Genomic DNA, 20,933 nt, shown 5'->3' with positions numbered 1-20,933 from the left:
ATTGGGTTATGGAGTTTTATCCCTGTGGGTTAAATCTGCCAAAAAATGCGCTCGCCACGTGTCAATATCGGTCTCATAAATGCCCCGTAGTAGCGATTGGTGACGTTTTTCCCGTTGTTGTTTGGTCATGGTTAATGCTTGGTATAAGCCTTCTATCATACTGTCGTTGCTATTCGGGTCGACCAATATAGCTTGCTGTAGTTGGTGCGCTGCCCCCGCATTTTTAGACAAAATCAAAATCCCTGCGTTTTGTTCATCCTGTGCGGCAATGTATTCTTTTGCCACCAAATTCATGCCGTCTTTTAGCGAATTAACCCAACAAATTTGGCATTGCCTAAATAACGGCATTAAATTGTCATGACTGACAGGGTCTTCTTGATAGATAATCGGTTGCCAACTGGCAGTAGCAAATTGGCTATTAATTTGCTCAACTAGGGTATGCACTTGTTGTCGTAACTGTTGATAGGTTTGAATATCGAGACGGGATGGGCAAGCAATTTGATACAGCTGAATCCGTTCAAGATATTGTGGATAACGCTGCAAAAAGGCGGCAAAAGCTTGTAAGCGTTCAGGAATGCCTTTGGTGTAATCCAGACGTTCCACCGCTACAATCGTGGTGATAGTTGAAGTGAGATTTTTTAACACAGCTGGGTCTGACAGCGGTTGACTGGCAAGCTTATGAATATAGAGAGGATTGATACCAATGGGATAGGCTTGTATTAAGGTGGTATGATCGCCATGGCTAATGAGTGTACGCCCATTTGTTTGCGTAATCTGGATGGCGTGGGGGAGTAGCTGCTCAATCACCGCGGCACAATTTTGAGCGTCTGGTTGAGTTTGTAATCCGACGACGTCATAATCAAGTAACTGATTGATTAACGTTTGACCATAGGTCAAAAAATCCCACACCCATAACTGGGGAAATGGAATATGTAAAAAAAAGCCAATGCGCTGTTTCATGCCTAAGTCACGGCAATGCCTTGCTACCGCAAAAAAATGATAATCTTGTATCCAAATCATATCGTCAGGCTGCGCTATTTGCTGTAGTTGTTTGGCAAACATACGACTGACAGCTTGATAAACGCTAAAATCTTCACTACTTGATACAATCAAATCCGTGCGGTCATGCATCCCCGCCCAAAGTCGATTATTGGCGTAACCACAATAATACTTTTCATATTGCATGGGTGAAAAAGCCGTCGTGACATAGGTGACTTTATCATGCTGCTCAGTCGCAAATTGATTGACGGTATCGGGCATATCGCTGATATTTGTCACTACTTGACCGTTCCAACCGACCCAAATACCGCCATCTTTGGCAAGGGCTTCTTGAAGCGCTACTGCCAACCCCCCTGCCACAGCTTTAGGTGACTGTTTATTAGGTAAATTAACCCGATTCGATAATACAATCAACTTTGACATAGGGTCAATAATCCTTGAAGTAACGCGGTAACCGCTGAGACATCGCTCACATAATAATGGGCATGGGTAGGTTCATAACCGACTTTGACACCAATTCCTTTGATATCACTACCTTTCTTATTGGGTGTATTACCATAACTTTGTACAGCAATAAATCCTGCTTCATCGGTCACATCATCGCCGATAAATATCGGATGGCAATGAGGATGATAGTGTTTTAAAACATGGTTAATGGCACTGCCTTTATCGACCCCTTGCGGCAATAGCTCATACACACATTTGCCTGCTTTAAGTTGCCAATCATTAAAATCTTGCCCAATAGCTTGCATGATAGTTAAAGCGTTATCGGCAAGTTCGGGATGCTCACGAAAATGCAGTGCCACACCAAAAGGTTTTTGCTCAATGCGCCAGTGTGGATGATCACCAGTGGCGTTAATGACGCTTTGATTAATTTGTTGTAGCTGCGCTAAATCGATGTCCACCAAAGAATAGCTATCGATTAGCGTATCGCATTGCAAACCATGACTACCAATCACCGGCAGTTTTAACGGCGCTGTCAAACGCCTAGCGTCGGCAACTGAACGCCCCGTTACTAGCCAAATGGGTATATGATTTTGTAACTGCGCTAAAATTGCTAAATTATCATTGCTGATAAAACTTTGCTGGGGATCGGGGTGAAATTCACTCAGTGTCCCATCAATATCTAACAGTAGCAACAAACCAGAAACCCCTTGCACAACTTTGGCTAAATTATTAGCTAAAAGTTGTGAGGGGCTAGTGACTGAATGATTAATCAGGGTATGAAGGTGACTCACACTCATCTTATATTTTTATCATTCCAAATCTATCCATGACAAGGTAAAATTACGGTGTCAAAATCACTTTTCGACACTCTTCTTCACGTTTATCAAAGATTTCATAACCTTTTGCCGCATCCGATAGATTCATACGATGGGTAATAATCGCTTCAGGCGATAAATCCCCATTTTCAATATGCTCAAGCAGTTGTGGCAAGTATTTATGTACATGAGTTTGACCCATTTTAAAGGTTAACCCTTTGTCAAACGCATCACCCATCAAGAAACCATGAATCGGACCTGCATACACCCCAGGAATACTGACTGTACCACCACGGCGTACCGCTGCTATACACTGGCGTAATGCCGCGCCACTTGAGCCTTCAAGCTTAAGCGTCGTTAATACCGTTTCAACCACGCTGCCTTTTGATTCAAAACCAACGGCATCAATCACCGCATCGACACCACGATGCCCCGCAGTTTGCTCAATAATTGCTTCTGCGGCATCAACTTTGTCAAAATTGACAGGAATTGCGCCATACGTATCTTGTGCGTATTGCAGACGATAGTCATTGTGGTCAACGATGAATATTTGTGCCGCGCCTAACATTTTGGCACAGGCGGCTGATAGCAAGCCCACAGGTCCTGCACCATAGATAGCCAAAGTCGAACCTTTGGTGACATTGGCATTCGTCACTGCTTGCCAAGCAGTCGGTAAAATATCCGATAAGAACAACACTTTCTCATCAGGCAATGAACCTGGGACTTTAAAAGGACCAAAATTGGCTTTTGGGACGCGCACATATTCTGCTTGTCCACCAGGCACACCGCCGTATAAATGACTAAAACCGAACAACGCCGAAGGTGGCGGAATAAGCTTTTTGTTCATCGCCGCGCCTGGACCCTCGTTGGTGGTCTCACAGGCTGCCATCAAATCATTTTGACAAAAAAAGCAGCTACCACAGGCAATTACAAAAGGTATCACCACGCGATCGCCTTTTTTTACCGCCGTGACGTCAGCGCCCACTTCTTCGACCACCCCCATAAATTCATGACCAAAAATATCGCCTTCTTCGGTCGCAGGGATTTTGCCACGGTATAAATGTAAGTCCGAGCCACAAATGGCGGTAGCGGTAACTTTTAAGATAATATCATCTTTGGCTTGTAACTGTGGGTCGGGAACATTGTCGACTCGAACATCTTTGGCACCGTGGTAGGTTAATGCACGCATGGGTATTACTCCTGGTTATTGTTTTGCTGTTATTGTTTTTTGACTGTTATTTCACCAAATAAAGCAGCGCCACTGAACTAATATGTTATGGAGCGTTATCATTTGATGTTGTGCAGAGTAACATGCGCCATGCATGGTTGTTGTCTATTCATGTAGTAGATAGGTTAATGTAATGTAAGTAATCTTAAAATAAACCATTGAAAATATTATATAATTTTAATAATTGTCCATAAAATTTTAGTATCAATTTTTAGCTATGGCTTAAACTTTGGTTCGCGTAATTTTTTTAAAAAATAACGGTCAAGGCGGCTAATAAAAATCAAGCCGCTAATTCGCTATTAGGTATTAAAAGGAAACGCATATCAGCCAACAACAAAAACTCAGTCAGTAAAACTGATTAGGTGTATCCCTTTGGAAGTTATGCATTAAGCCAAAATTTGTTGGTTTATGACTTTATCTACATTTTTATTGTCAATTTTTAATAGGTAACACGATGAATTTTGCAAGCTATTGACCCAAGTGATAATTGAAAACACAGCCATCATCAATCATCAAAAAAAACATTGACAATCAAAAAATTTTAAAGGTGGATATTGAAACGATTTATCAAAACACCATATCAATTTTAGTTCAAAGCTAATTAGTTTAAAGCTAAAAGGAAAAATAATAATGCAATTTGATAGATTTACTAATGCCTTACAAAACGCGGTTCAGCAGGCACAAACGCTTGCTGTCACTCGTGATCATACCGCGATTGAGCCGATTCATTTATTGTCAGTGCTACTCAATGAACCGAGTAATGCCAATGTGTATGAACAGGCAGGCGCAAACTTGAATCAGTTAAAAACAGACGTGCAACAATCGCTCAACAACCAAGCGGTGATTGGTACACCCACAGGTGATGTCAATCTCAGCCCAAATACGGCTAAGATTTTAAATCTAGCAGAGCGCCACGCGCAAAAAGCGGGCGATCAGTTCTTATCTACTGACTGGGTGCTGGTTGCCCTAGCAGAGACGGGCGACACCGCAAAACTGCTCACAAAAGCAGGGGTCAATGAGCCAAAACTAAGACAAGTCATTAATTTTATTCGTGGGGGTGATAAAGTGGATACACAAAATAGCGAAGACCAACGTGATGCCTTAAACAAATATACCATCGATTTAACCGCACGTGCTGAATCGGGCAAACTTGACCCCGTGATTGGGCGTGATGACGAAATCCGCCGTACCATTCAAGTATTATCACGCCGTACCAAAAACAACCCGGTGCTCATTGGTGAGCCGGGTGTAGGTAAAACGGCCATTGTTGAAGGATTGGCACAAAAAATCGTCAATGGTGACGTGCCAGAAGGCTTGCGCAATAAACGCGTATTATCGCTTGATTTGGGCGCACTGATTGCAGGGGCAAAATTCCGTGGTGAGTTTGAAGAACGCCTAAAAGCGGTACTTAACGACCTAGCAAAAAGTGAAGGGCAAGTCATTTTATTCATTGATGAAATTCATACTATGGTAGGTGCGGGTAAAGCCGATGGCGCGATGGATGCGGGTAATATGCTCAAACCTGCGTTAGCGCGTGGCGAGCTGCACTGCGTGGGCGCGACCACCCTTGATGAGTACCGCCAATATATCGAAAAAGATGCCGCCCTTGAGCGTCGTTTTCAAAAAGTATTGGTTGATGAGCCTACCGTGGAAGATACCATTGCCATTTTGCGCGGTTTAAAAGAGCGTTATGAACTGCATCATGGGGTCGATATCCAAGACAGTGCGATTATTGCCGCGGCGCGGATGAGTAACCGTTATATCACTGACCGTATGCTACCTGACAAAGCTATTGACTTGGTGGATGAAGCGGCTAGCCGTCTAAAAATGGAACTTGATAGTAAACCAGAAGCCTTGGGAAAATTAGACAGCCGTTTGATTCAGCTCAAAATGCAACGTGAAACGTTAAAGCATGAAGATGACGAGGGCGCAAAATCCCAGCTAAAATTGCTCGACACCCAAATCAGCGAGCTTGAAAAAGAATACGCAGATTTAAATGAAATTTGGCAAGCAGAAAAAGCCCTCGTTAAAGGTAGCCAACAGCTCAAAGATGAGCTTGATAAAGCGCGTATCGCCTATGAAAAAGCCCAGCGTGAAGGTGACTACGAGACCATGTCAAAACTGCAATACGAAACCATTCCACAACTGGAAAAACGTATTAAAGATTCTGACTTGGCTGAGCAAAAAGAGCAAGCAGGGGAAGCGCCAAGCGTCAAACTGCTACGTAACAAAGTCACCGAAAACGAAATCGCTGAAGTCGTTGCTGCTGCAACAGGCATCCCTGTTACCAAAATGATGCAAGGCGAACGTGAAAAAATGCTGCACATGGAAGAAAAATTGCATGAGCGCGTAGTCGGTCAAGATGAAGCGGTACAAGCAGTCGCCAATGCGGTGCGCCGTAGTCGTGCAGGGCTGTCTGACCCCAATCGTCCTAGCGGTTCGTTCTTGTTCCTAGGTCCGACAGGGGTGGGTAAAACTGAATTGACCAAATCATTGGCAAGTTTCTTGTTTGATGATGAAAATGCCATGATTCGTATTGATATGTCTGAATTTATGGAAAAACACAGTGTCAGCCGTCTTGTCGGTGCACCCCCAGGTTACGTGGGTTATGAAGAAGGTGGGGTATTGACCGAAGCGGTACGCCGCCGACCCTACAGTGTGGTATTGTTTGATGAAGTAGAAAAAGCGCATCCTGATGTGTTTAATATCTTACTGCAAGTGCTAGACGATGGTCGCTTGACCGACAGTCAAGGTCGCGTTGTGGACTTTAAAAACACCGTCATTATCATGACTTCAAACCTTGGTTCGCATAAAATCCAAGAAATGGCAGGCGATAGCTACGAAGAAATCAAAGCGGCAGTGATGAATTCAGTCAATCAGCATTTCCGCCCAGAGTTTGTCAACCGTATTGATGAAATCGTGGTGTTCCATCCATTAGGGCAAGAGCAAATGGCGGGTATTGCAGATATTCAACTGTCACGCTTACGTAAACGTCTTCAAGAGCGTGACATGAATATTGTATTGTCAGATGAAGCCATGACTCAATTGGTCGCTGTGGGTTATGACCCTGTGTATGGTGCAAGACCGCTAAAACGCGCCATCCAGCAAGAAATCGAAAATCCGCTATCAGTCAAATTGTTATCGGGTGAGTTTGTGGCGGGTGATACCATCAAAGTGGATGTCGATGCCCAAGATAAATTGACCTTTGATAAATTGCGTATGAGTTAATTTTCTCACCAAAAAAAACGGCTCTCACTCGAAAGCCGTTTTTTTTCGCCTATGTGTAGCAAATTACAGTATAATTCTGCCTAAATTTGAAATTTGAGGAAACAAAATGTCGATCAAATCCGACCGCTGGATACGCCAAATGGCACAAGAGCATGGCATGATTGAGCCATTTGAAGCAGGTCAAGTACGTGTGGGCGAACAAGGACAAAAATTGGTCAGCTACGGCACCTCAAGTTATGGTTATGATGTCCGCTGCGCGCGCGAATTTAAAGTATTTACCAATGTCCATTCTGCCATCGTTGACCCAAAAAACTTTGATGAGCGTAGCTTTATTGATATCGTGGGCGATGAGTGTATCATCCCGCCCAACTCATTTGCCTTGGCTCGTACTGTCGAGTATTTTCGTATTCCCCGCGATGTATTGACCATTTGTTTGGGAAAATCTACCTATGCGCGCTGCGGTATTATTGTCAATGTCACACCGCTTGAGCCAGAATGGGAAGGGCATGTGACGCTTGAATTTAGTAATACCACCAACTTGCCCGCGCGTATCTATGCCGGCGAGGGTGTGGCGCAAATGCTATTTTTCCAAAGTGATGCGGATGATGTGTGCGAAACTTCCTACAAAGACCGTGGTGGTAAGTACCAAGGTCAAATGGGCGTGACCTTACCCAAAGCGTAAATGGCAAACGATAAGCAGTAAGCAGTTACATAGACCCACTTCGGTGGGTTTTATATTTTATGGCGTTAATTTGTTAAACGCTCAAATTTTACACGAGCTTACAACTGCTTTAAGCTTTCTATTTTTGAATATGTCATACTAACGATGCGCTAACGCTATCGTTTTAACATAATAATACCGCACATAAGAAGGATAACACCATGATTGAACTAAGTAATAACTATGTCGCGCTAAATTTGGCAAAATTCATCTATGAAGAAGAAGCCAAACTCACGCCAAATAAACACCAAGAAGAAAGTGATATCAAAGAATATATTTTTGAATTATATGAAGAGTGTGTTGCTGTCGTTGAAGAAAACGACTCAGCGGATTTTGAATATGAAGACTTCGATTTTGATGAAGATGAATCGTTGGCAGATGACGATGACGATATGCTTCGCTAACATGTTAATTCATAAAAAAATCGGCTCAAGTGGCCGATTTTTTTATGTTTAAGTAGGGATTAAGCAATGGTTGCCGCAAAATAATCGCGGTCGAATGCTGTGATGGGTTGGCTTGTTGCTTTTACCATCGCAATATGCGCATCTAAGCGTGGCAACATACGACCGACATAGTAATCTGCTAATTTTGCTTTGTTGGCATAGAAGTCGCCTTCTTTGCCATTTGCTGCTTCAACCATCAAGCCAAACATATAAGCAAAGCTGACATAACCAAAGGCTTGTAAGTAATCAACCGCACAGCCATTGATTTCGTCTTTGTTGACCGCTGCCGCTGCCACAACCGCTTTGGTTAAGTCTTCAAGTTTATCCGCTGATGTTAAAATTGCTTGTTTGATGGCATGGTCTGCGTTCATGTTATTGGCAAAATCACGCATTTCTTGCACATACGTTGTCACAAACGCACCGCCGTTTTTCACCACTTTACGACCTAATAAGTCAAGTGATTGGATACCATTGGTCCCTTCATAAATTTGCGAGATACGGGTGTCACGTACGATTTGTTCCATACCCCATTCACGGATATAGCCATGACCACCAAAGCATTGCTGTGCATCAATTGACGCTTCAAGACCACGGTCGGTTAAGAATGCTTTAGCAACTGGCGTTAATAAGGCAACACGGTCATCAGCAGCTTTTCTTGCAGCAGCATCATCGGTATATTTGTTGGTATCAAGTTCTTTGGCGACATACATCGCAAAGCAGCGTGAGGCCTCACTGATGGTTTTAGCATTTAACAGCATACGGCGAACGTCGGCATGAAATACGATTGGGTCAGCGGCTTTGTTTGGTTCTTGGATGCCGCTATCGGCGCGACCTTGGATACGGTCAAGGGTATAAGCTGTGGCGTTTTGATACGCTAACTCAGCGCCACCAATACCTTGTAACCCCATTGTCAAACGCTCATAGTTCATCATGATAAACATGGACGCAAGACCGGTATTTTCTGCGCCTACCATAAAACCTTTGGCACCATCAAAGTTCATGACGCAAGTCGCTGACGCCTTGATACCCATTTTGTGCTCGATAGAGCCACAGCTTACCGCGTTACGCTCGCCCAATGAGCCATCCGCATTCACATGGAATTTGGGTACGATAAACAATGAAATCCCTTTTGAGCCTGCTGGGGCATCTGGGGTTTTTGCCAATACCAAATGGATGATGTTGTCCGCTAAGTCATGTTCACCTGCGGTGATAAAGATTTTGGTACCTGTGATACTGTAGCTACCGTCTTCGTTTGGCACGGCTTTAGTTTTGATGATACCCAAATCCGTACCTGCGTGCGGTTCGGTCAAACACATCGTACCTGTCCATTCACCTGAGTAGATTTTTTCTAGGTAGGTTTGTTTTTGTTCTTCAGAGCCTGCGTTGTAGATACACATGCACGCACCACCCGATAGGTTTGGATAGAGCGCAAATGATTGGTTGGCGGTAAATACCATCTCTTCAGCGAGCATAGTCACCATTTTTGGCATGCCTTGACCGCCATGATTTGGATCGCCGCCCAAACCAATCCAGCCGCCTTGTGCATATTCGTCAAATGCTGCTTTAAAACCAGTTGGGGTTTTTACTTTGCCTTCACCTAGATATTGTGCTGCTTCTTCATCGCCTGAGCGGTTGATGGGCAGTAACGTATTTTTAGCAAATTTTGACATTTCTTCTAAAATCATATTGACCGTATCACTGTCAACATGGGCTAACTGTTCATTTTTTTGCCAAAAATCGGCTGCATTGAATACATCATTTAAAATGAATTTCATGTCTTGAATTGGCGCATTATAAATAGGCATATTATTTCCTTTTATGGGTTAGCTCGTAATTCGAAATGAGACAAATCCTTAAATAGCTTTTGCTACCTAAGGATTGAATAAAAAATTATACTATCAATGATTCTATCATAATTTTATTACTACACTGGAAAGCTTAGTAAAAAATTAGAATTGGAATTCGTCAACTTCCATAGTCATGTATGGCTCAAGCCCTGTATCAATACGTTTGACGTAAGTTAAGGTGCGAGGCAATAGTTTTGCAAAGTAGAATTGAGCAGTTTTGATTTTCGCTTGATAGAATTTGGTCTCAGTGGTGTCGCCTTGGAGCGCTTGTTGAGCGACTAACGCCATACGAGCCCATAGGTAAGCTAGGGTGATGTAGCCACTATAGTACATGTAGTCAACCGCCGCTGCACCCACTGCATCAGGGTTTTCAGTGGCTTGCATACCAATGCGAGCAGTCAAATCGCCCCATTCTTTATTCAGACGTGCCAGTGGACGAATGAATTCACCCATCGCATCGTTGTCTTTGTTTTCTTCACAAAATTGATAAATGACTTTGCTAAAGTTAGCTAGCATTTTACCTTGTGAACCCAATACTTTACGACCTAACAAGTCGAGTGATTGGATTTCAGTGGTACCTTCATATATACAAGCAATACGCGTATCACGTACGTTTTGTTCCATGCCCCATTCACGGATAAAGCCGTGACCACCATACACTTGCACACCGTGATTGGCTGCTTCATAACCTGTTTCAGTTAAGAAAGCTTTCGCAATTGGGGTTAAAAAAGACAACATTTGGTCAGCGTAAGCTTGTGATTCGCCTTCACCTTTAGTTACCACATCAGAGAATTGTGATAGATAGTAGACGAGGGCACGGCCACCTTCAGCAAACGCTTTACAAGTTAATACCATGTTGCGCACTGCTGGATGGACGATGATTGGGTCAGCCACTTGTTCTGGCGCTTTTGCACCGCTTAATGCGCGCATCGCAAGACGTTCTTTGGCGTAGCTTAAGCCACCTTGGAAAGCCAATTCCGCCGCAGTGAGACCTTGAATCGCAGTACCAATACGGGCAGTATTCATAAAGGTAAACATACAATTTAGACCTTTGTTTTCAGGTCCAATCAAATAACCTTTGGCTTTATCAAAGTTTAATACCGCAGTTGCAGAGGCTTTGATACCCATTTTGTGTTCAATCGAACCACAGGTAACAGGGTTACGCTCACCGATAGAGCCATCTTCGTTGACATTGAATTTTGGTACGATGAACAATGAGATACCTTTGGTACCTGCTGGCGCACCCGGTAAACGCGCTAGTACGATATGGACAATGTTGTCTGCCATGTCGTGTTCGCCCGCTGAGATAAAGATTTTTTGACCGGTGATAGCGTATGAACCGTCTTCATTGGGTTCAGCTTTGGTGCGGGTAATACCTAAATCAGAACCTGCATGTGCTTCGGTCAGACACATGGTACCTGTCCACTCACCGCTGACGAGTTTCAATAAATATTTTTGTTTTTGTTCATCGGTACCGTGGTGTTCTAGCGTACGGATAGCACCTTCAGATAGACCTGGGTACATTGAGAAAGACCAGTTAGCCGTACCTACCATTTCACTGACCGCTGAACCCAATGACAATGGCATACCTTGACCGCCAAATTCTTCATCGGCACATAAAGAAGGAAAGCCTAATTCACAGTATTGTTTATAAGCTTCTTTAAAGCCTTTTGGCGTATATACATTACCATTTTCAAAACGACAGCCTTCTTCATCGCCTGAACGGTTAAGGGGTGACAATTCTGCTTCTGAGAAGCTTGCACCTGCTTCTATGAAACTATCAATCGTTTCTTTATCCGTATGGGCATAGCTAGGAATGGTTTTGTAGTGATCTTCAAATTTTAATAATTCATGCATGACAAATTTCATATCACGAAGCGGTGCTTTATATTGCATACGATATCCTTGATTAGTGTCTTAAAAAGAAAAAAACCTACCCCAATACTAAGGTTTTATATCTCTAAGATAGGAAAATTTGACAAAGGTGACAAGGTACTAACATGACTATAGGGTCATAAAAAAATCTAATTAGTCTAATTTAAACTTATAGCAAATAGTTTGGTTTATAGTTGGCTTTAAGCCACTCAGTAGTATCTTGACTAGACATGGGTTTACCAAAACCAAAGCCTTGAATCAAGTCACAACCAAGGCTACGCAAATATTCGATTTCTTCACAGTTAGACACCCCCTCAGCCAAGGCCTTCATGGATAACGAATGCGCCATCTCAATCACTGATTTGACAATCACTTGTTTTTTTGGGTCTTGTAAAATATCCGTGATAAATAAGCGGTCAATTTTGAGCATATTAATTGGATATTTAATCAAATATTGCATCGCAGCAAAGCCTGTACCAAAGTCATCAATCGATATACTAAAACCATACTGACGCAGTTTTGCTAGCATCACCTGCGCTTTTAATTCATCATGAATTTTGCAGACTTCGGTGATTTCAAAACTGATTAATTGCGCAAGCCAACTATATTGCTGTATCGTCCCTTCAATAAACTCAATAAATTTGTCACTAATCAATTGACGACTATCAATATTGATACAGATGAGGCAGTTATAGCCCATCTCACGCCATGTCAAAATCTGCTCAATACAAGCTAAAACAATTTTTTCAAATAGCGCCTGCGATGACTTATCGAGCACCTCATCCAAAAAATCGTTGGGATAGAGAAGTCCAAGGGTGGGATGCTCCCAGCGCACCAGCGCTTCAAACATCGGCAAGTCAGGCTGTGCAAACGCTAACTTAGGCTGAAAATAGGGCAAAATTTGCTGTTTTAATAACGCATTTTTAAAGGCACTGAGCAAATGAATGTCTTTAAAATTGCCTTTTTGCTGGTTGGCATCATACCAAACACAATCTTCATCACTGATAAGCCGCGCATGTTTTAACGCCGTGTCTGCTTGTAACAGCAATGTCTGAGCATCTTGGGTATGAGTGGGGAAAACCGAAGCACCAATCGACAACCTTAAATAAATTGATTGGTTGTCAATGCTAAAAGGTAAGTCAAATAACTGTTTGAGCGCTGCCACGTAGTGATGCGCGGCATTAAGGTGTTGTACCGAAATCATCGCCGCAAAGCTATCACCCCCAAACCGCGAAAAAGTGACTAAACTGGCACCCGAAATTTTTAAGGATTTTACCCGTTTGACAAAACCCTGAATCAGCGTATTGGTGTTTTCAATGCCAAGGCTGATGTTAAAAGACTGTAATTTATCAATATTGATGCGTAGCAATACCCCCATGCACTCACGCTGATTATCGGCTGTCTGGTAGTAGTCAATACAGCTTTTTAATTTGTCATAAAAAGTATCATAATTGGGCAGACCCGTTAATTCATCATAATTGTAGAGATGTAAGGTATGGCTAAGCTGCGCATCTTTTTTGGTTAAATTGGTAAGTAGCCCTACATACACCACCCGATTATCATCGACTTCACACACGCAGATATCTAGCCAAACCGCCACTTCAGGTGAATTGTGATAAGAAAGCACTAAATTGGTCGAAATTGATTGTCGATTATCCAGTTTGGTAATGATGGCGGCAATCGCTTGCTGTAAGTGTGGGGCGTAGGTCTTATACGGATAAAAATAAAACGGGCTACCTATCACCTGATCGCGTGGCAAGGCGGTAATGTTTAAAAATTGCTGATTGACACAGATAAAACGTAGCTGTTCATCAAGCATAAAAATGCCATCATGGATTTTTGAAAAAACCGAGGCAAACACCGCATTTTGATGTTCAAGCGAAATTTGTTGATCAAAAAAATGGCTATCGACAATAAACCCATACTCACGTAAATCACCATGACATAACTTATTAGCACCCACACAGCAATCACGAGGGTGTTTTGGCATGACTGATTTGTTATTCGGTGGCATGATTATTCCTGTGCAACAGTCAAAGTTTGATGTAGCGTTAACAATGAAGACAATGCGACGACAGGGGCTGTCTCAGTTCGTAGCACACGCTCGCCAATTTGCCAAGGCATAAAACCGCGCTCGATAGCTTGCGTTATTTCTTGCTCTGAAAACCCACCTTCGGCACCAATGAGTAACCAAAATTGGGCTAAAGAACACTGTCTAAACTGGTTTGTTATATGGGGTAGTGGGTTGGGATATGGGGTATAGGGCGTGATGGGTTCAATACCGTTCTGCTGAATGTCGTTACCTTCAATTTGATTACAAGGTGTCACTAAGCCACTGTCATCAGGAGGAACGGCTAAAATTAATTTGGTCACGTTGGCAGAAGTGTGCACGCCTGCTGGCTCATCAATCCAGTCGCTAAAAGCTTTTGGTGCCAGTAAGTTTGGCACGATATTAAGCCCACATTGTTCACAAGCCGATACCGCAACCTGCTGCCAATGGGCGAGCTTTTTAGCGGCTTGGTCTGCTTTTAGGCGTACCTCGCCATGTTGGCTTGTGAGCAGTTGAATCGATGACACCCCAAGCTCTGTGGCTTTTTGAATGGCATAATCCATACGCTCGCCACGGCTCATCACCAAGGCAATGTTGACAGTAAATGGCAAATCCCGATTGATCGGATTAAAGTCGTTGATGGTAACGTGCGCTTGTTTTTTAGTGATATCCGTTAAAGTGACGGTATATTCACCACCTTGACCATCAAAAAATAACGCTTGTTCACCGATACTTGCTCTTAACACTTTACACCAATGATGAAAAATATCTTCGGTCAAAGGCACAGTGCTGCCAACTTTTAGCGAATTTGGTTGGTTATAAAAAAATCTACGCATAAATCATCTAAGTAAGTTTCAAGATTCAGTTAAGTTAGTTAAAATGCCTACATAAGTTAAATATTTTTTGACGATAATCTCATGGATTATACGTTAAATATTAGCAATGTAGGCATAAGCTGTGAATTCTAATACAATTTTTTATAATACAGTAAGAATTGAACGTTTGTAATAAATCCTAGCTCTTGAGAATAGATTATAATGACCAACATTTATTTACAATTAATTGGTTAATTAGTCAGTAAATTTCATGAAACGTTAGCAAAGGTGTTAAGGCAAATCAATCGCTTGCAACGAGCCTTGGGGTATTTGAGGGATATGGTCATAAAGCTTTTGCAAACAACGATTTAATATGCCAAAGATGTGCCCAAGCTCTGCTGGGGTGGTGCAATAAGGCGGAATAAGATAAACATGGTTGCCAATCGGACGAATCATCACGCCTTGATCAAGGCATAAATTGGCAAAAGCTTTGCCCAAATTTTGAGAAAAATCCAAGGTAAAAGCTGGAATCATGCCGGTTTGACGTGCAAACTTTATGGGTAAATTGGCATCAACTAATTGCTGTAAGCCATCAGCCATCGCTTGGATAAGGGATTGGTTGTGTAGCAAGACATTATCGCGTTCAAACAGTTCAAGCGATGCCAAAGCCGCGCTACAAGCCAATGGGTTGCCAGTAAAACTATGCGAATGTAAAAAGCCTTTTTCCACTTTATCATCATAAAACGCTTGATAAACATCATCGGTTGTCATGACGCAAGACATTGGCAGATACCCTGCCGTTAGACCTTTTGACAGACAGATAAAGTCAGGGCAATAATCGTCTTGTTTATCCGCATCTGCCAAGGCTAGCATTTGTTCTACCGCAAACATAGTACCTGTACGACCAAAACCCACGGCAATCTCATCATATATCACATGGATGTGATAATGGTACGCAAGTTTGGCAACGCCAAGCAAATAATTAGCAGAATACATCGCCATGCCAGCCGCTCCTTGTACCAAAGGTTCAAGGATAATCGCACAGATATCGCGAGATTTTTCTGCCAAGATGCGTTCTAGTGCATCCAAGCTTTTTTGCTCATGCAGCTGCGCTGGGATGTCGTCAGGGCTGAAAATATGCGCGGGGGAAGGAATACGAATTTGACTGACAATCAAATCTTTGTATTGCTCACTAAACAGCGGGATATCTGTCACCGCAAGACTGCCAACGGTTTCACCGTGATAACCGTGTTCCAATGAGATAAATTTGGTTTTTTGCGTTTGTCCTGATTGCTGCCAGTACTGCAAACTCATCTTAAGTGCGACCTCCACCGCCCCTGAGCCACTGTCAGCAAAAAAAGCTTTGGTGAATGATTTGGGCGTGATGGCAACCAATTTTTCTGCAAGCGTCAAAATCGGCGGATGAGTGACACTAGCGATTAAAGTATGCTCAAGCGTATCGAGCTGCTGTTTTATTTGTTCGTTGATAAAAGGATGGCAATGTCCATGTAAATTGACCCACCATGAGCTAATCATATCGTAATAGGCGTTACCGTCCTGATCATATAATTGATTGCCTTGAGCTTTGACGAGGTGGAGTGGGGGATTGTTTTCAAGGGCTTGCATCTGTGTGCAAGGAAGCCATAACGCGTTATTCATAAGGATCTCAAAATTTTTTGTCACATTGTAGCACTTTTGACCCAAGAAAAAACGCTTGAAATCGCAAGCCTTCTAATGCTATAAGCGATAATGGTAATAATAGGAACGGTAATTATCACAGAATTTACGTACGATAAATTTTCGATAAAAAATACACAAGCATTACCACCCAAAAGTGCATAGAGGCATGCTATCTTTTATCTATCTTGACAGGTCGATGATATTTTAGAAATGCTTGCACGCATAGCAACTAGACAGGGTAGTAAGGGCGGGAAGTCAAGAATAAAACACAACCAACGGTTTGGTGGGGGTATCACCCATATCGAAAAAGCCTGGCAACGGCTTTTTCAACGAAAAATTCGTGATTAGGGGAAAATTGACGGTTAAGCAAAAATTGATGGTTACCGAGTTGACAGTACCTCTAAATGTTGCTGAATGGGGAGGTTATCTGGCATTAACTCAATCAACCTTTCTATGGCATCGCTAGCATCGGGGCAATTTGACAAATGCATGAGTAATAAGTCAACCTGATCTGAATGATAAATGGCTTGGCTCAAGCGAGCTTCCAAACAAGTGCGCCAAGTGCATAAAAAAGGGCTTTCAGTTTTGCTAAAAAATATACCGGTATACAATTTGAGGGCGGCTTCTAAATAACCTGCATTTAATGATTGTTCAACCCGCAAAAAATCACCATCCACTGGCATTAATAATCGGTACGGACGAGAACCCAATAAACCAGTAAGCGTATCACGTAACTGCGACATTTCAGTCTTTAGCGTACCTTGTGATACTTTACGCTCACCGTAGATTGCTTGGTGTAAAGCATCTAAGCTCATACCTTGGGGGCAAAGTGCTAACACTGTCAATATCTCGACTTGCCGAGGGGTCAGCCGCAAGGTTTTACCATTGAATATCACGCTGGGTTCATTAAATCCTTGAATATACAGATAGTGTCTTTGGCACTCATTTAAAGCAGATTGTAAAATACTGGCACAGCGTTCAGCAGCAAATATGCCAAAATTATTGTGATTCTGCCAAGTGGTCGATAAATCCAGTACGCCAATGACCTGCTTGGTATGCGGTTCAATAATAGGCGTGGCGTAACAGACCCATTCGTGAACCGAAGGCATATAGTGTTCATTGGAAAAAACACAAGTTGATTGCTGCGTTTTTAGCGATAAAGCGAGCGCATTTGTGCCAACTTGGCTTTCCCCCCAGCATCCGCCTTCAATGAAGTTAACCGCTTCGGCTGCTTTTTGCATAGACTTGCTGGCAGTCGTCCAAATAATCGTACTACCGATATCAGCCACAGCCATCACCATGGAGGATTGCAGCGTAATATGTTGTAATTGATTTTGACAATAGTCTAAGGCTTTTTTTAGATAATACGATTGATCGCTTTTGGTGGCGTTAATGGGTGCTTGTTGGCGCTCAGTTGGAATGTTGGCACTGTCTGAGCGATGCCATGACTGAACGATACTTTGTTGGATAAGATCTGCATTATTATCGGTAAAGGTAATGTTAAAACGCTTCTTATCAATCCGATGCCTTTGCTCTAACAGTCTATTTTTATTCATATTTTAAAATATCCTAATTCACTAACCAATCCTTGGTTTTTAAAATAAGCTATCCTCAATAGTATAATGTCCATCCCTTATTGTAAAGAATAATTAAACACCTACCTTTTACCTACCGTTTCTGTAATAATATGAATGTGTAACCACCAACTGCACGAAGCAGTTTATCTACCAACTGACAAAAGGAAATGTCATTATGCGTTATGCTGACCCTAATACTGACGGTGCTAAAATCAATTTTAAAGAAAAGTATGACAACTTTATTGGCGGCCAATGGGTTGCGCCGGTTAAAGGTGAGTACTTTGATAACATCTCACCCGTCAACGGCAAGCCCTTCGCCAAAGTCGCCAAATCAAGTCCAGAAGACATTGAACTTGCACTTGATGCCGCCCATAATGCTAAAACTAAGTGGAATGCGGCTTCACCCACAGAGCGCTCTAATCTATTATTAAAAATCGCAGATCGCCTTGAGCAAAATATTGAGTTATTGGCAGTAGCTGAAACGTGGGAAAACGGTAAAGCTGTCCGTGAAACCTTGGCTGCGGATATACCACTTGCCATTGACCATTTTCGCTACTTTGCGGGTGCAATTCGCGCGCAAGAAGGCGGTGTTTCACCCATTGATGATGACACGGTCGCTTATCACTTTCATGAGCCTTTAGGTGTGGTTGGACAAATCATTCCTTGGAACTTTCCAATTTTAATGGCTACCTGGAAAATCGCGCCTGCACTAGCCGCGGGTAACTGCATTGTCTTAAAACCCGCCGAGCAGACGCCTGTGAGCTTATTGGTGCTTGTTGAATTGATTCAAGATTTGCTACCAGCAGGTATTTTAAATATCGTGAATGGGTATGGCGAAGAGGTGGGTAGTCATTTAGCTAGAAGCCCACGCATCTCAAAAATTGCCTTTACTGGCTCAACCCCTGTCGGTCAGCTTATTATGAAGTATGCGACAGAGAATATTATTCCAGTTACTTTAGAATTAGGTGGTAAATCACCCAATATTTTCTTTGCCGATGTCATGGATAAAGAAGATGATTACCTAGAAAAAGCGCTTGAAGGTTTTACTATGTTTGCGCTCAATCAAGGTGAAATATGTACCTGTCCTTCGAGAGCCTTAGTGCATGAAAGTATCGCCGATGCCTTTTTGGCGAAAGCCGTAGAACGGGTAAAACGTATTAAAACAGGTCACCCATTGGATACGGAAACGATGATTGGTGCGCAAGCCTCTCAGGAACAACAAGACAAAATCTTAGGCTGTATTGCTACAGGTAAACAAGAAGGCGCCGAGCTTTTAACAGGTGGTAATGCAAGACATGAGGTGGGTGAAGGTTATTATATCGAGCCGACGATTTTTAAAGGCAATAATGATATGAAAATCTTCCAAGAAGAGATTTTTGGCCCGGTATTGTCTGTGACAACTTTCAAAGACTTTGATGATGCCATGCGTATTGCCAATGATACTATGTTTGGCTTAGGTGCTGGCGTGTGGGCACGTAGTGGCAATACTGCTTACCGTGCAGGGCGTGCTATTCAAGCTGGGCGAGTATGGACAAACTGTTACCACATTTATCCAGCCCATGCCGCATTTGGTGGTTACAAGAAATCAGGCATCGGGCGTGAAAACCACAAAATGATGCTAGAGCATTACCAAAATACCAAAAATTTACTGGTCAGCTATTCTGAAAAACCGATGGGCTTCTTCTAGAATTTGATAGGTCATAAACAACAAAAACCGCTCTCATAGAGCGGTTTTTTTATCGAAAATAAAAAGTATCAATATTAAATTCATTTACCATCGCTCAATCAACCATTCATCATAAGCGGTTATTGCGCCATGAAGTTGATAAATTTAATGCACTTAGTGGCGCACTTAGTTTAAAAAACTTGTAGTTTAGCCATAAAATCTTAGCATTTACCAAAATAAAAAAATCCCATAAAGATGCTAAGGTTGACTAGTCACTGTCAGTCTATCAAGTCAAAGTACTAAAATCTACCAAACAGTCTCGACTGATATCTTGAATTCGGTTTGCACTGGTCAATGTCATTGCCACGCGCATTTCTTTGTCTATCAAGTTGAGTAAATTGGTCACCCCAGCCTCACCATCGGCGGCTAGCGCATAGATAAATGCACGTCCTAACATACATAAATCTGCTCCCAATGCCAGCATTCTCACCACATCTAAGCCATTACGGATACCCGAATCGACCAAAATTTTGATATCACCTTTAACAGCATCAGCAATTTTGGGTAGGGCAGTGGCAGTTGACATCACACCATCAAGCTGACGCCCACCATGATTGGAAACCACGATACCATCAGCGCCAAAACGTACTGCATCTTTGGCGTCTTGAGGGTCAAGAATACCTTTGATGACCATAGCGCCATCCCAAAAATCACGAATCCATTCTAAGTCTTTCCAAGAAATCGAGGGATCAAAGTTATTACCGAGCCAACCAATATAATCCTCTAAGCCAATCGCTTTACCAAGATATTTAGAGACATTACCCAAGTCATGGGGTCTTCCTAGCAATCCCACGTTCATTGCCCAGTGCGGATGGGTGCACGCTTGTAGATAGCGACGCATCGCGGCATTGGGTCCACTCATGCCCGAGTGCGCATCACGGTATCTCGCCCCAGGTACAGGCATATCGACGGTAAACACCAGCGTTGAACAGCCTGCTGCTTTGGCGCGCTCCAGCACATTTTGCATAAATTTACGGTCACGTAACACATACAGCTGAAACCACATAGGGCGATTGATTTTTGGAGTAACTTCTTCGATAGGGCAGACTGATACCGTTGACATGGTAAATGGAATGCCTTTTTTGTCAGCAGCCATGGCTGCTTGGACTTCACCACGGCGAGCATACATACCTGTCAAACCCACTGGCGAGAGTGCCACAGGCAAAGACAGCTGCTCACCAAAAATCTCAGTGGATAAATCAAGCTGCGTCATGTCTTTTAATACCCGCTGACGTAAGGCAATACTCGATAAGTCTTCAACATTACGTTTTAGGGTGTATTCTGCATACGCGCCACCATCAATGTAGTGGAATAAAAAAGGGGGTAAACGACGGCGCGCCGCTTCTCGGTAATCATTGGCAGAAGAAATAATCATAATATCCCTATCTTAACTATATTATTAATGGTAGAAATAGCCACGTGCATTCAAACCTGTTTACACTAAAGTACGTTTATAAAATGCGCCTGCATTAACAGGCATCA

Annotated in this window: 14 protein-coding genes; 4 read left to right on the top strand and 10 right to left on the bottom strand. The window is 42.7% G+C overall.

The genetic code is table 11. The annotated features are described in order from the left end of the window. Positions 1-6: 6 nt before the first annotated feature. The 3 genes from ACAM37_RS06285 to ACAM37_RS06275 are packed head-to-tail and all read right to left on the bottom strand — an operon-like array spanning position 7 to position 3,450. A complete protein-coding gene (locus tag ACAM37_RS06285; protein WP_369625770.1) occupies positions 7-1,422 on the bottom strand; it encodes an alpha,alpha-trehalose-phosphate synthase (UDP-forming) in 1,416 nt (471 codons plus the stop codon). Then, a complete protein-coding gene (gene otsB, locus ACAM37_RS06280) occupies positions 1,410-2,243 on the bottom strand; it encodes a trehalose-phosphatase (protein WP_369625769.1) in 834 nt (277 codons plus the stop codon). Before otsB ends, ACAM37_RS06285 begins: the two co-directional genes overlap by 13 nt. 43 nt (positions 2,244-2,286) lie before the next feature. Further along, the gene (locus ACAM37_RS06275; RefSeq protein ID WP_369625768.1) at positions 2,287-3,450 is read right to left on the bottom strand and encodes a zinc-dependent alcohol dehydrogenase; all 1,164 of its coding nucleotides are present in this window, start codon (positions 3,448-3,450) and stop codon (positions 2,287-2,289) included. 669 nt (positions 3,451-4,119) lie between these two features. On the opposite strand from ACAM37_RS06275, the gene clpB reads away from it, so the two are divergent. The 3 genes from clpB to ACAM37_RS06260 all read left to right on the top strand — a co-directional run bounded on the left by clpB (position 4,120) and on the right by ACAM37_RS06260 (position 7,842). Next, entirely contained in the window at positions 4,120-6,717 is a 2,598-nt protein-coding gene (gene clpB / locus ACAM37_RS06270) for an ATP-dependent chaperone ClpB (RefSeq protein WP_369625767.1), read from the top strand. 106 nt (positions 6,718-6,823) lie between these two features. After that, positions 6,824-7,399, top strand: coding sequence for a dCTP deaminase (gene dcd, locus ACAM37_RS06265; protein ID WP_007116249.1), 576 nt, complete (start codon positions 6,824-6,826; stop codon positions 7,397-7,399). Between the two features lie 200 nt (positions 7,400-7,599). Then, complete coding sequence (locus tag ACAM37_RS06260) at positions 7,600-7,842, top strand: hypothetical protein (RefSeq protein ID WP_369625766.1); 243 nt, start codon at positions 7,600-7,602, stop codon at positions 7,840-7,842. A 59-nt stretch (positions 7,843-7,901) separates the two neighbouring features. Here ACAM37_RS06260 and ACAM37_RS06255 read toward each other — a convergent pair whose 3' ends face one another. From ACAM37_RS06255 to ACAM37_RS06230, 6 genes are all read right to left on the bottom strand, one after another. Continuing rightward, positions 7,902-9,686: an acyl-CoA dehydrogenase C-terminal domain-containing protein gene (locus ACAM37_RS06255; protein ID WP_050324226.1), complete on the bottom strand. Its 1,785-nt coding sequence runs from the start codon at positions 9,684-9,686 to the stop codon at positions 7,902-7,904. 144 nt (positions 9,687-9,830) lie between these two features. Further along, positions 9,831-11,624: an acyl-CoA dehydrogenase C-terminal domain-containing protein gene (locus ACAM37_RS06250; RefSeq protein ID WP_369625765.1), complete on the bottom strand. Its 1,794-nt coding sequence runs from the start codon at positions 11,622-11,624 to the stop codon at positions 9,831-9,833. 148 nt (positions 11,625-11,772) lie between these two features. Next, complete coding sequence (locus ACAM37_RS06245; protein WP_369625764.1) at positions 11,773-13,617, bottom strand: putative bifunctional diguanylate cyclase/phosphodiesterase; 1,845 nt, start codon at positions 13,615-13,617, stop codon at positions 11,773-11,775. 2 nt (positions 13,618-13,619) lie between these two features. Beyond that, positions 13,620-14,489, bottom strand: coding sequence for a 16S rRNA (uracil(1498)-N(3))-methyltransferase (locus tag ACAM37_RS06240; protein ID WP_369625763.1), 870 nt, complete (start codon positions 14,487-14,489; stop codon positions 13,620-13,622). A 270-nt stretch (positions 14,490-14,759) separates the two neighbouring features. Beyond that, positions 14,760-16,127 (bottom strand): adenosylmethionine--8-amino-7-oxononanoate transaminase, encoded by a 1,368-nt coding sequence (bioA, locus tag ACAM37_RS06235; protein WP_369625762.1) that lies wholly within the window; start codon positions 16,125-16,127, stop codon positions 14,760-14,762. A gap of 401 nt (positions 16,128-16,528) precedes the next feature. Continuing rightward, on the bottom strand, positions 16,529-17,704 hold the full coding sequence (locus ACAM37_RS06230; RefSeq protein ID WP_369625761.1) for a helix-turn-helix domain-containing protein: 1,176 nt from the start codon (positions 17,702-17,704) through the stop codon (positions 16,529-16,531). 196 nt (positions 17,705-17,900) lie between these two features. Between ACAM37_RS06230 and exaC the strand changes: the two genes are divergently transcribed. Beyond that, positions 17,901-19,412, top strand: a complete 1,512-nt coding sequence (gene exaC, locus ACAM37_RS06225) for an acetaldehyde dehydrogenase ExaC (protein ID WP_282840895.1) — start codon at positions 17,901-17,903, stop codon at positions 19,410-19,412. Between the two features lie 265 nt (positions 19,413-19,677). Here the strand turns inward: exaC and lldD are convergent, their stop codons facing one another. Then, positions 19,678-20,826 (bottom strand): FMN-dependent L-lactate dehydrogenase LldD, encoded by a 1,149-nt coding sequence (lldD, locus tag ACAM37_RS06220; RefSeq protein ID WP_369625760.1) that lies wholly within the window; start codon positions 20,824-20,826, stop codon positions 19,678-19,680. Positions 20,827-20,933: the final 107 nt, after the last annotated feature.

This window comes from Moraxella sp. K23 (assembly GCF_041154765.1).
GTDB lineage: Bacteria > Pseudomonadota > Gammaproteobacteria > Pseudomonadales > Moraxellaceae > Faucicola > Faucicola tetraodonis.
The sequence above is the reverse complement of the archived record's forward strand: the minus strand, read 5'-3'. Positions and strand labels throughout refer to the sequence as shown.